Raw genomic sequence first — 12419 nt, 5'->3', positions numbered from 1 at the left:
TATCAGCCCGCCCCATGGACGAATCCGAACGCCAATCCGAGGAGCGGGGCTGGGCCACGGCGAAAACGCTGGCCGAGGCCCTGCCCTATATCCAGATCTATGATCGCGAGACCGTGGTCATCAAATACGGCGGCCACGCCATGGGCGAGACCGCGGTGGCCAAGCAGTTCGCCGCCGACGTGGTGCTGCTGAAGCTGATGGGGGTCAACCCGGTCGTGGTGCACGGCGGCGGGCCGCAGATCAGCGCCATGCTGGACAAGGCCGGGGTCAAGTCGAACTTCGTCGATGGCCTGAGGGTGACCGATCGCGACACCATGGCGGTGGCCGAGATGGTTCTGTCGGGCGCGGTCAACAAGGAGATCGCCCACTGGATCTCCGTTGCGGGCAAGGAGGCCGACGTGCGCGGCATCGGCCTGTCCGGCAAGGACGCCGGCCTGCTGACGGTCGAGAAGACCACGCGCACCAAACGCGATCCCGACAGCCTGATCGAGCACGAGGTCGACCTGGGCTTCGTGGGCGAACCGACCAAGGTCGATCCGAAACTGATCGCCGGGCTGATCGCCTCGGAGACCGACGACTGGGTGCCGGTGATCGCCCCGATCGGGGTCGCCGACGACGGCCAGACCTACAACGTCAACGCCGACACCGTGGCCGGGGCCATCGCGGCGTCGCTGGACGCCAAGCGCATGCTGCTGCTGACCGACGTCAAGGGCGTGCTGGACAAGAACGGCGACATCATTCGCCAGATGACGGTGGCGGAGGCGCAGGGGCTGATCGACGACGGCACCGCCTCGGGCGGCATGATCCCCAAGCTGGAAACCGCCATGGCCGCCGTCCGCGCCGGGGTGGAGGCCGTGGTCATCCTGGACGGCCGCCGCCCCCACGCCATGCTGGTCGAGTTGTTCACCGAATACGGGGCAGGCACCCTGGTGCAGGCGTGAGCCGCCTCTCCGCCCGTCCGGACCTGAGCCACGTCGAGGCCTGGGTCTTCGACCTGGACGACACCCTGTATCCGCGCGAGCAGGGGGTGATGAACCTGGTCCAGGGGCGGATCAACGCCTTCATGGTCGATGCCGTCGGCCTGCCCGCCGACGAGGCCCGGGTGCTGCAGAAACAGTTCCTGACGGAGCATGGCACCACCCTGGCCGGGCTGATGGCCAACTATGCGATCGACCCGGAGCGGTTCCTGCGCGAGGTCCACGACGTGCCGCTGGACACCTTGGAGCCCAACCCCAGACTGGATGCGGTGCTGGACGGCCTGCCCGGCCGGAAATACGTGCTGACCAACGGGGCACGTTGTCACGCCGCCCGGGTGCTGGACCGGATCGGCATCACCGACCGGTTCGACGGGGTCTTCGCCATCGAGGACATGGACCTGACGCCCAAGCCCGCCCCCGCCACCTATCGCCGCTTCCTCGAGCGGTTCGGGGTGGATCCGCACCGCGCGGTCTTCTTCGAGGACACCCCCCGCAATCTGGCACCGGCCAAGGCGCTGGGCATGGCCACCGTGCTGATCGGCGACGGACACGGCCACGACCTCGGCGACTGGATCGACGCCCAGTCTCCCGATCTGCTCGACTTTCTCGTTCCCCTGTCCCTGAAGGATGCCGCATGACCGATTTGGCCGCTCTGGAAGCCGTGATCGAGTCCGCCTGGGAGGCGCGCGCCGATCTGTCGCCCAACACCCACGGCGAGACGCGCCGCGCCGTCGAGACCGCCATCGGCCTGCTGGACTCGGGCCAGGCCCGCGTCGCCTCGCGCGACGACGCCGGCGTGTGGACGACGCACCAGTGGCTGAAGAAGGCGGTGCTGCTGTCCTTCCGGCTGAACGACAACGAGATCATGCGCGCGGGCGACCGCGGCCTGTCCTCGCCGGCGCCCGGCGTCGGCCCCTGGTACGACAAGGTGCCCAACAAGTTCGGCGACTGGACCGGCAGCGACTTCAAGGCGGCGGGCTTCCGCGCCGTTCCGGGATCGATCGTGCGCAAGGGGGCCTTCATCGGCCGCAACGTCGTGCTGATGCCCAGTTTCGTGAACATCGGGGCCTATGTCGGCGAGGGGTCGATGGTCGACGGCTGGGCCACGGTCGGGTCCTGCGCCCAGATCGGCCGGAACGTGCACCTGTCGGGCGGGGTCGGCATCGGCGGCGTGCTGGAGCCGTTGCAGGCCAATCCGACCATCATCGAGGACGGCTGTTTCATCGGGGCCCGGTCCGAAGTCGTGGAGGGCGTGATCGTGCGCGAGGGCGCGGTGCTGTCGATGGGGGTCTATCTGTCGGCCACCACCCGGATCGTCGACCGGGCGACCGGCGAGATCCTGCGCGGCGAGGTACCGGCCTATTCGGTCGTCGTGCCGGGCACCCTGCCCGACCCCAACGGCGGGCCGTCGCTGTACTGCGCCGTCATCGTCAAGCGGGTCGACGCCCAGACGCGGGCCAAGACCGCGGTGAACGAGCTGCTGCGGGACTGAGCCACACCCGGCGCGCGTATCGGGTCGGCTAGGGCTTCCTGGCGGGCTTCCGGCGGGAGGGTTTCGGCGTTCCGTCGGCTCTCAGCGCCGCGTCGGGGGCGGTGAGGCGCAGCCGGGGTTCGCTGATCTTCAGGCGGCGACTTTCAAGCGCCTGCCACTGCGCCCCGAGCTGAATCGCGAGTTCCATTTCCTCCCACGGCCCGGCCCCCTCGCGGGTGGGGGGCCGCGTCCGAAGCCGCGTGCAGTTGTCGAGCACGGCCGCAGCGGCGACCACGTCCACGTCACCGGTCCGCCCGAGATCCGACAGGGTCCCATAGCGCCATCCAGCCTCAGCGGGGCGCTCCAGCAGCATCTCCCAACGGGCCTCGGGGGTCAGGTGCTCGCCCAGAAACGTCCACGTCCGGGTCCGTGGGTTCCAGCGATAATGCCCCGGGCGCGTCGGCAGACCGTGCGCGGCATACACCTCGAGCGCAGCCCGCTCGATCCGCGCCAGGACTTCGGAGCCGGGGCGGGGCGCCTGGCCAACCGAAGCCCAGACGTCATCGGCGGCCAGCGCGCTGGCATCACTCGGGTGACCAGAACGACGAAAGTTGCGCAGCAGGTCACGCAACATGCTGTCACCTAGTTGGTGTTCAGCGTGCTCGTCACCGACAGGTCGTACACAACGCGGGTCACCTGCTGGATCAAGCCGAAGAACTTGCTGATTTCTGCCGACAGGGCGCGCGGCGCGTAGATGATGTCTTCGGGCTGGATCACGAAGCTTCCGGCGGTGAACAGACCCTCGCCCTCCTCCAGGTTGAGGCGATAGATCACGGGCACCCCACGGACCGTGGCCGGCTGAGTGACGCCCAGGGCTTGCGCCACTTCGGGTCGCTCGAAGCGAAAGACCATGACCGACCGGGCATTGGCGGCACCGTCGTTAAGACCCCCCACACGGCTCAGCGCGGCCGCCAGGGTCGTGTCACCCGCGGGCATATCAACCAGGGTGATCGCCCCCAGTGCGCCGAAGGTGCTGTAGCGCCGCGGCACATAGGTGAGGCTCACCAGATCACCGGCTTGAAGCCGCACGTTTTCAGCGAAGTCGGTGTTCACCGCTGTCAACGGGGCCGAGAACGTCTGGGTGCCGCGCCGGACATCGACGCGAACATCCTGTGCCGGACGCTCCGATCCGCCGGCGGCAGCGATAACGTCCAACACGGTGTTGGCATTGACGGACAGCGGCGCGCGACCGGGTTGACGAACCTCGCCGAGCACCGTCACCGCGCTAGACCGATTGTCCGCCAACGCGACGCTGACTTGCGGATTACCGACCTTGCCCACCAGAGCCCGCCGAATGGCCGCGCCGGCCTGCGTCGGCGTCAGACCGGCGACCCGCACGGCCCCCGCGTAGGGGATCGTCACCGCCCCAGAACGGTCGACGGTCACGGCGGGCAGGGCCTGGTTGCCTGAACGCACTGCGGTGCTCCCTCCCCCGCCGCCAAACAGCGCCCCGCTCGGCTCGAAGATCGACACGACCAGTTGATCGCCTTCACCGATGAGATCGAGCGGGGCCGTGCTCGCGGCACCGGCCAACGACCCGCCATAGGGAGCCGCAGCGGCCTTGACCCGCTCGGCCGCCGCATAGTCCAGCTCGACGATGGCATAGGACGGCCCGGCGGGACCGGCTTCGGCCCCACGCTCGATGGCGCGTCCCGAGGGTCCGTCACGCGGGACCGTCGAACAGCCGCCAAGAGCGGTAAGGACCAGCAGAGCCAGCAGGGATCGTTTCATAGGACCGCACTCACGAAAGGTGGGTCGTGCTTACCGGCCTTTGTTCGGCTGGGCTAGAGGCCGTCTGAGGACGCGCGCCGGCATGCGGGTCGCCGCGCGACGACAGCCCTCTCGAAAGCGTGATCAGCTTGGCCGCAGCGCTCGCTGGCCAGCCGGGTGCGCTTAATGAAGTTTGCGGGGCGGAGGGGTTAGGGTCGCCGGGCCGTTCGGCATGAGGGGGAAGAGATGGGTCGTCTGACAGGCCGCGGCCGCTGGGTTTCGTTGAGCGCGCTGGCCCTCGTGGCCCTGCCTCTGGCCGCATGCGGTGGGGGCGGCGGTGGCGGCGGCATGGGCGCGCCGACGCCCCTGCCTTCGACGACACCGCCGCCTCCCCCTCCGCCTCCTCCGCCTCCTCCACCGCCGCCGCCGCCGGTCCCGTCCTCGAACTCCAGCGAGTACCTGCGCAACTACGGCGTCGCGAACCTGCGGGCGACGACGGCCTGGAACCGCGGAGCCACCGGCACGGGCATCACGGTCGGCGTGATCGACAGCGGGGTCCAGCCGGACCAGGCCGATCTGGTCGGACGGGTCTCGCCCCTGTCGACCGACATCATCACCGGTCGCAACCTGCCCCGGGGCGAGAACGATCACGGTACCTTTGTGGCGGGGGTGACGGCGGCGGGCTTCAATGGCTTCGGGACGGTCGGCGTGGCCTACAACGCGACGATCCTGTCCGTGCGGTCGGATATCAGCGACTGCAACGACCCGACCGATACCGTCTGTTTCGCCAGCAGCGATCTGGCCCGTAGCATCGACTATGCGGTCGCCAATGGCGCGCGGATCATCAACCTGTCGCTCGGCGGCGAAAAGCGACTGGGCGGGACGTTCGAGGCCGCCCTGCAGCGCGCCATCAGCGCGGGCGTCGTCTTCGCCATCTCGTCCGGCAATGAGGCCGGAGCCGACCCGGAGTTTCCCGGTCGCTATGCCAGCGATCCCCGCTTCGCCGGGGCCATCATCGTGGTGGGGGCCCATGGCCGGACGGACCAGATCGCCGATTTCTCGAACCGGGCGGGCAGTTCCGCCGCCAGCTTTCTCAGCGCCCCCGGCGTCGACATCATCAGCCAGTGCGACGGCACGTCCTGTTTGCTCGGCAGCGGCACCTCCTTCTCGTCGCCGGCGGTGGCCGGGGCCCTGGCGCTCCTGCTGGAAGCCTTCCCCAATCTGACGGGACGCCAGGCCGTCAGCCTGCTGCTGACCACCGCGCGCGACGCCGGCGATCCCGGCGTGGATACGGTCTATGGTCAGGGGCTGCTGGACCTGGCGCGGGCCTTCGCGCCGGTGGGAGCCACCCGTTCGCCGACGGCGACCGGATCGCCGGTGCAGGTCAGCGCCCAGCCCGGAGCCTTCCTCGGCGGGGCCTTCGGGGATGCCCTGAGCGGCCAGGGCGGACTGGCGACCATCAGCTACGACGCCTACGACCGGCTGTTCCGGACCGATCTGGGCAGCGCCTATCCGTCCGCCCCCCGGATCAGCCGCCAGCCCGGCGTGCCGGTCACAATGCAGAGCGCGGCGGTCGAGATCGCGACTCCGTCCGGCGCCACCCTGTCCCTGACCACGTCCGCCCAGTCCGCCGAGCCGGAACCGGTGCTGGACCGCGCGACCCCCTTCAACGCGCCCTGGCTGGGGGCCGAGGCGCCGCGCGAGGCGAGCCTGTCCGTCGCCGCCGGACGTTACGGCTTCTCCGCCTGGCAGGGCCAGGGGGGTGTCCGATCGCCGTTCCGGACCGGATCCGGCGACGCCTTCACGGCCCTGGCCCACGCCGACCGTGCCGTGCGGGGCGCGGTCGACCTGGGGACGTTCACCCTCACGGCCGAGACCGGCGGCGGTGATCGCGCCGCCCTGCTGCGTCCGGTCGAGCAGGACGCCTCCACCTACAGTCGGGTGGCGCTGGCCTGGCAGGGACCAGGCGGGTCTCTGACCGTCAGCCTGGGTGACCTCGAGGAACGGTTGGGCCCGCTGGGCGCCTATCTGCCGTCGGGGTCCGACCTGGCCCTGCCGTCGCGGACCACCTTCGGGGCGCTGGGGGGCGTGCTCCCGCTGTGGCATGGCGCGTCCCTGTCGGGGGAGTTCGGCCTGGGCCGGACGGCGCTGAACGGACGGCTCCTGTCGCTGGAAGAAGCGGCCGTCAGCTCCACCTGGCGCGCGGCCCTGCGCACCGGCTGCCCCGGCTGGCTACCGGGTTGTCTGGCCCTGACCTGGGAGGTGTCCCAACCGATCCGGATCGAGCGCGGCACCTTCGCCGCCGAACTGGCCGACGTGCCCCTGGCCTATTTCGATCCGATCACCTTCTCGGTCCGCCGCTTCTCCGCCGCCCCGAGCGGCCGCGAGATCAACTACGCGCTGCGCAGCCTGTACGGCCTGCCCGACGGGTCGGCGCTTTCGGTCGAGGCCCTGGCCATCACCCAGGAGCAGCACCGCCGGGGTGCGCCGCTGGGTTATGCCCTTGTCGGGAGCTGGCGGCGCGCCTTCTAGTTTCGGCGGATGACACCCCGGAACGGATGGGGCACAAACCGCCGATGCTGGCCGACTCACCCCTTTCCCCGCCCGGGCTCGATGCCGCGCGGCAGACGCTGGAGCGAGTCTGGGGCCATACCGATTTCCGGGGTCTGCAGGCCGGGGTCGTGACCGAGATCATGGCCGGGCGCGACGTCCTGGCCGTGCTGCCGACCGGCGGCGGCAAGAGCGTCTGCTACCAGATCCCCGCCATCCTGCGCCCCGGCCTGGGCCTGGTGGTGTCGCCCCTGATCGCCCTGATGACCGACCAGGTCGAGGCCCTGAAACAGCAGGGCGTGGCCGCGGCGCGGCTGGATTCCGGCCTGTCGCTGGACGAGCGCTCGGCCGTGCTGCGCGCGGCCAAGTCGGGCGAGCTGGACCTGCTGTATGTCTCACCCGAGGGCCTGGCCAGCGGGGCCCTGCTGGACCGGCTGCGCGACCTGCCCCTGTCGCTGATCGCCATCGACGAGGCCCACTGCGTCAGCCAGTGGGGCCACGACTTCCGCCCCGACTACCGGACCCTGGGCCGGCTGTCGGAATTCTTCCCCGGCGTGCCGCGCATCGCCGTGACCGCCACGGCCGACGCCCGGACCCGCGACGACATCCTGGCCTCGCTGCACCTGGAGCAGGCCAGCGTCTTCGTCGACAGCTTCGCCCGGCCGAACCTGCAGCTGTCGGCGATCCGCAAGGAAAGCGCCTCGCGCGCCAAGACGGACGCCCTGGTCATTGAACTGGTGCGGGCGCGCAAGGGTCAGTCCGGGGTCGTCTACTGCGGCAGCCGCGACGGCTGCGAGCGCGTCGCCGACGCCCTGACCTCGGCCGGGACCAATGCCATCGCCTATCACGCCGGCATGGCGGGCCCGGAACGCGACCGCCGGCTGGCGCGGTTCCTGGCCGAAGAGGGGGCGGTGATGGTGGCGACCATCGCCTTCGGCATGGGGGTGGACAAGGCCGACGTCCGCTTCGTCATCCACGCCGACCCGCCGGGCAGCCTGGAAGCCTATTGGCAGGAGATCGGCCGGGCCGGGCGCGACGGCGAGCCGGCCGACGGCATCACCCTGTACGGTCCCTCCGACATCGCCTGGACCCTGCGCCGGCTCGAGGGACGGCCGATGGCCGAGGCGGTCAAACAGGTCCAGACCCGCAAGGCGCGCCAGCTGTTCGCCATGCTGGACGGGGCGACCTGCCGGCCCCAGGCCGTGCGGCGCTATTTCGGCGAGACCGGCGCGGATGTCTGCGGCGTCTGCGACGTCTGCGCCGATCCGCCGGCCCTCTATGACGCGACCGTCCCGGCCCAGAAGGCCCTGGCGGCGGTGCAGCGGCTGGGCGGCCGGTTCGGGCGGGGACGGATCGTCGACCACCTGCTGGGCAAGACCAAGGACGTCCAGCCGTGGGAGGTCGCCCTGTCGACCTGGGGCATCGGCAAGGACATCACCCCGTCGGGCTGGCGCGACATCGTCGACCACCTGCTGTTCGAGGGCCTGCTGCTGGAGGACCCGAACGACGGCAAGCCCCTGGTCGGCCTGGGCGAGGCCGAGGCCGTCCGCGCCGTCTACAAGGGCGAACGCGCCATCGAGGTCCGTCGCACGCCGCCGGGCTTCGACGCCTCAAGCCGCTCGGGCAATCCGCGCAACCGCACGCTCAATGACCGCAACGCGGCGGTGGAGGCGCTGGACGGCGACATCCGGACCCGGTTCGAGGCCCTGCGCGCCTGGCGCCGCGACCGCGCGGCCGAACAGCATGTGCCGCCCTATGTGATCTTCCAGGACAGGACCCTGCTGGAGATCGCGCAGCGCGAGCCGGGCTCGCTCGATGCGTTGGCCGCGATCTCCGGCGTCGGCCAGACCAAGATCGATCGCTATGGGGCGGGGGTGCTTGAGGTGCTTCAACAGGGGTCTGAGGATGAAGAGCGACCCGCCACGATCATCGACCGGGCCCGCGAGCTTCGAGCCGATGCGAGTCTTCCCGAACGGCTGTTGTGGGCCAAGCTGAACGGACGCCAGTTGAGCGGGTTGAAGTTCCGTCGCCAGCACCCGATCGAACCCTACGTGCTCGACTTCTACTGTCCCGAGATAAAACTTGCGGTCGAAATTGATGGCGACATGCATAGGGATCGTGCCGAGCAGGACAAAAGACGCGACGCTTGGCTACTGGATCGAGGGATCCAGACCCTTCGACTGCCCGCCAGGCTGGTGCTCGACGACATCGGCGCGGCCTTGGGGGAAATCGCCCGCATCGCCGAAAGCGGCCGATAAGCCCTTCCCCCGCCCTTCGCGGGGGAAAGCGGTCCGTCGATCGCGCAGCGATCCAGGACCGATGGGGGAAGTCTTGCTTGGCTTGGCGAAAGGAAGATCAAGTTCCCCCATCCGTCCTGGTCTCGCTCCGCTCGACGACGGACGGCTTTCCCCCATGAAGAATGGGGGAAGGGCTATTCTAATCCAGGGCGCAGATGTCGGGGAGGCCGCGCAGCGTGCCCGCGTGATCCAGCCCATAGCCGACCAGGAACCGGCCCGGGGCCTCCCAGCCGACGAAGTCGGGTTCGGTGCGGGGTTCGGGCCAGGGCTTGCGGGCGAAGACGCAGGTCAGGACCTCGGACGCCCCGGCGTCCCGCGCGATGCGGCCCGCCTCGGCCAGCGACAGGCCGGTGTCGAACACGTCATCCAGGATCAGAACCTTGCGGCCCTGTAGCGAGCGCTGGAAGGGCGCATAGACGTCGATCCGGCCGCGGCTGGCCTTGTCGTCGCCGTAGGACGCCAGCCACAGGGCGTCGAAGCGGACGTTCCGGCCGACTCGCGACAGGGCCCGCGTCAGGTCGGCGGCGAACCACAGCCCGCCGGTCAGCAGCACCGCCGCGACCGTCTCATCATCGATGACGGGCGCAATGCGGGCAGCCAGATCGGCGACGACGCGCGCGATCTCGGTCTCGGACAGGAGGACGGTGGGCGTCTGGGGGAGGTCAGCCATGCGAGGCGGATACCGCCTCTTTCCCATGGCTGTCCACGGCCTCATGCTGCGGAGCCTCGACCGACACGGCGTCCACCGGCTGGGCATGGGCGGCGGGCGCCGTCTCCAGGATCGCCGGGCGCAGGCCGTGGTCGTCGGGCGTCGGCAGGGGCCGAGCATGGGCCGCCGTCTTCGCCGGATGGGCCGCTTCAACGGGCGCCGGCGTGGCGCCGGGGCCGGCGAAGGCCACCCCGACATCCACGCCGTGGGCGCCCGGATCCCGGATCAGGGCGGCGAAGCCCTGGACTCCGCCGGGCAGAACGGGAGCCGCGTCCAGCGCAATGATCGCATGGCCGATCTCCGCGCCGTGGTCGTCCAGCAGGGCGACGCGGACGGCCGGGGCCACGATCTCGCGGTCGCGGACGTTGCGAAGGGCCCCGGATACCACCACCGTATCCGGGCGGTCCGGCAGGGCCTTGGCGGTCACGGCCTCGAACTCCAGCCCTACGGCGTTGACCGGGGCGCCGACCATCGCATAGGCGGCGGCGGCGCGTGGGTACATCTGGACCACATCGACCCGGAATAGCCAGCCCGCCGCGATCAGGCCGACGAAGACACTGGCCAGTCCCGCCCAGACCACGCCGTGCGTCGCCGCCCGGCGCAGACGGCGCTGCTGCTCGGCGCGCGCGCGAAAGGCCTTGGGAAGCTCGGGCGCCGGGGTTTCGGCGGCGACCGGCGGCGCATCGTCGAACGCCCTTCCCTCGGCCGCGGCGAGGCCCGGCGCGGTGGCGGCAGTCAGTTCCAGCGGCTCTTCCGCCGTGGCCAGCCAGACATGGGCGCAGGACTGACAGCGGACCTTGCGACCGGCGGGGGGGATCGCTCCGTCGGGCGTGAAATAGCTGGTGGCACAGGACGGGCAGGTCAGTATCATGGCCGTGCCTTATGAGGCTGTTGGCACAGCCCCCTCCTCGAAGCGCGACGCGCTCCATTCACTGAACAATTCGGCCCGGACCCACCGGCACCGACCCTGATAGTCTTGGCGAAAAACAATCGATGCCTCTTTCGCCCCGTCGCGCCGCCGCTTCCGCGCCTTCACCCGAGACCGTCCGCCTCTCGGCGGTCAGCTTCGGCTACGCCGGACGGCCCGACGTGCTTCGGGACATTAACCTCATTTTGCCCCGCGGCTCTTTCCACTTCCTTACCGGGGCCTCCGGGTCCGGCAAGTCTTCGCTGTTGAAGCTGCTGACCCTGGCCGAGACGCCGTCTTCCGGCGCTCTGGCCCTGTTCGGCGACGACGTGGGCCAGGTCCCCCGCCACGACCGGCCCGCCTATCGCCGACGCATGGGGGTGGTGTTTCAGGACTTCCGCCTGCTGGATCACCTCAGCGTCTTCGACAACGTCGCCCTGCCCCTGCGCCTGCGCGGTCGGAAACCAGCGGACTACGCCGGGGACGTGGCCGAGATGCTGAGCTGGGTCGGGCTGTCCGACCAGGCCGAGGGGCGGACCACCGCCCTGTCGGGGGGCGAGAAGCAGAGGCTGGCGATCGCCCGCGCCGTCATGGCGGGACCGGAACTGCTGCTGGCCGACGAGCCGACCGGCAGCGTCGACGCCGCCATGGCCGAGCGGCTGCTGAAACTGTTCCAGGCCATGAACCGAATGGGCACCACCATCCTGATCGCCAGTCATGACGAGGCCCTGGCCCGGGCCTCCGGCGCGCGGCTGCTGCGGCTGGCCGACGGGCGCGTCTCGGCGGTGACGGCGTGATCCGCTGGTCCACCCTGTTCGGCCCGGGCCCCGCGGGCCGAATCCGGTCCAGGCCCCTGCGGCCCGAGCAGGGCCTGCTGCCCCGCGACCCGGCGGGCGAGCGATGGCTGGCGGCGCTGATCGCGGTGCTGTGCTTTCTCGCCTGTCTGGCCGCCGTGGGGACCCTGGCGGCGGACCGGGCCTCGCAGGGCTGGGCGCGGGCGCTGCGCGGCGAGGCGACGGTGCAGGTGCGGCCGCGCGTCGGCGAGACCGGCCCGGCCGCGGCGGCCCGGGCGGCCGAGACCCTGGCCGGGGTCGACGGCGTCGCGGAGGCCGAGGCCATGGATCGCGACACCGCGGAGGCCCTGCTGCGCCCCTGGATGGGCGAGGCGGTGCTGGCCGACCTGCCGATCCCCTTCCTGGTGACCGTCCGGCTGGAGCCGACTGCCCCGGCCGGCGCGCTGAGTCTGAGCCGGGCCTTGGCCGAGGCCGGCATCGACGCCACGGTCGACGACCATAGCCTGTGGCGCGGCGAGGTCGAGCAATCCGCCGGCGTCCTGTCCCTGCTGGCCCTGGCCGCCTTCCTGGCCACGGCCTTCGCGGCGGGAGCGGCGATCGTCTATGCCACCCGCGCGGGCCTGGAGGCGCGGCGTGGCGTGATCGAGACCCTGAGCCTGTCCGGCGCGACCGACGCCAGCATCGCCTGGCTGTTCCAGCGCCGGTTCGCCGTTCTGGCGGGGGTGGCCGGCGCGATCGGCGCGGGAGTCGCCATCGTCCTGGTCGGCGGGTTGCGGGCCCTGGGCGGAGACGGGGGCCTGACCCCGGCCCTGCCCCTGGCCTGGAGCGACCTGGCCCTGCTCTCGGCCTGCCCCCTGATTGCCGCTACGGTGGCGCTTGTCGCGGCCCGGCTCTCGGCGGCCGCGACCCTTGGCGGGCGGGCGCGGCCTGATTAGGGATAGGGG

Annotated in this window: 11 protein-coding genes and 1 pseudogene; 8 read left to right on the top strand and 4 right to left on the bottom strand. The window is 70.9% G+C overall.

Features of this window, described 5'->3' with window-relative positions; all coding sequences use genetic code 11:
* The first annotated feature begins 14 nt into the window (after positions 1-14).
* From argB to dapD, 3 genes are read left to right on the top strand one after another with little or no spacing between them, the layout of a single operon-like run.
* Positions 15-941, top strand: a complete 927-nt coding sequence (gene argB, locus BZG35_RS03795; protein ID WP_077354436.1) for an acetylglutamate kinase — start codon at positions 15-17, stop codon at positions 939-941.
* Positions 938-1615 carry a pyrimidine 5'-nucleotidase gene (locus tag BZG35_RS03790; RefSeq protein ID WP_077354435.1) on the top strand — a complete coding sequence of 226 codons (678 nt, stop codon included), beginning with the start codon at positions 938-940 and terminating at the stop codon, positions 1613-1615. The genes argB and BZG35_RS03790 overlap by 4 nt, the downstream gene beginning before the upstream one ends.
* Entirely contained in the window at positions 1612-2469 is an 858-nt protein-coding gene (gene dapD, locus BZG35_RS03785) for a 2,3,4,5-tetrahydropyridine-2,6-dicarboxylate N-succinyltransferase (RefSeq protein WP_077354434.1), read from the top strand. Before BZG35_RS03790 ends, dapD begins: the two co-directional genes overlap by 4 nt.
* Positions 2470-2497: 28 nt before the next feature.
* Here the strand turns inward: dapD and BZG35_RS03780 are convergent, their stop codons facing one another.
* Entirely contained in the window at positions 2498-3082 is a 585-nt protein-coding gene (locus tag BZG35_RS03780) for a hypothetical protein (RefSeq protein ID WP_077354433.1), read from the bottom strand.
* A gap of 8 nt (positions 3083-3090) precedes the next feature.
* A complete protein-coding gene (locus BZG35_RS03775; RefSeq protein ID WP_077354432.1) occupies positions 3091-4239 on the bottom strand; it encodes a polysaccharide biosynthesis/export family protein in 1149 nt (382 codons plus the stop codon).
* 225 nt (positions 4240-4464) lie between these two features.
* On the opposite strand from BZG35_RS03775, the gene BZG35_RS03770 reads away from it, so the two are divergent.
* The 3 genes and pseudogenes from BZG35_RS03770 (at position 4465) to BZG35_RS18100 (ending at position 9026) form a co-directional block, all read left to right on the top strand.
* Positions 4465-6750, top strand: coding sequence for a S8 family peptidase (locus BZG35_RS03770; RefSeq protein ID WP_253189259.1), 2286 nt, complete (start codon positions 4465-4467; stop codon positions 6748-6750).
* Between the two features lie 44 nt (positions 6751-6794).
* Positions 6795-8663, top strand: a pseudogene (gene recQ, locus BZG35_RS03765) (DNA helicase RecQ); the annotation flags it as partial.
* Positions 8643-9026, top strand: coding sequence for an endonuclease domain-containing protein (locus BZG35_RS18100; RefSeq protein ID WP_253189327.1), 384 nt, complete (start codon positions 8643-8645; stop codon positions 9024-9026). The pseudogene recQ and the gene BZG35_RS18100, both read left to right, overlap by 21 nt.
* Before the next feature lie 178 nt (positions 9027-9204).
* Here BZG35_RS18100 and BZG35_RS03760 read toward each other — a convergent pair whose 3' ends face one another.
* Both BZG35_RS03760 and BZG35_RS03755 read right to left on the bottom strand, forming a co-directional pair.
* Positions 9205-9735: a phosphoribosyltransferase gene (locus BZG35_RS03760; protein ID WP_077354430.1), complete on the bottom strand. Its 531-nt coding sequence runs from the start codon at positions 9733-9735 to the stop codon at positions 9205-9207.
* A complete protein-coding gene (locus BZG35_RS03755; RefSeq protein ID WP_077354429.1) occupies positions 9728-10645 on the bottom strand; it encodes an MJ0042-type zinc finger domain-containing protein in 918 nt (305 codons plus the stop codon). Before BZG35_RS03755 ends, BZG35_RS03760 begins: the two co-directional genes overlap by 8 nt.
* A gap of 122 nt (positions 10646-10767) precedes the next feature.
* On the opposite strand from BZG35_RS03755, the gene BZG35_RS03750 reads away from it, so the two are divergent.
* Entirely contained in the window at positions 10768-11478 is a 711-nt protein-coding gene (locus BZG35_RS03750; protein ID WP_077354428.1) for a cell division ATP-binding protein FtsE, read from the top strand.
* Positions 11475-12410, top strand: a complete 936-nt coding sequence (locus tag BZG35_RS03745; protein ID WP_150125921.1) for an ABC transporter permease — start codon at positions 11475-11477, stop codon at positions 12408-12410. Before BZG35_RS03750 ends, BZG35_RS03745 begins: the two co-directional genes overlap by 4 nt.
* Positions 12411-12419: the final 9 nt, after the last annotated feature.

This window comes from Brevundimonas sp. LM2 (genome assembly GCF_002002865.1).
Taxonomy (GTDB): Bacteria; Pseudomonadota; Alphaproteobacteria; order Caulobacterales; family Caulobacteraceae; genus Brevundimonas.
Note: the sequence above shows the minus strand (reverse complement) of the source record. Positions and strands in the feature narration are given on the sequence as shown.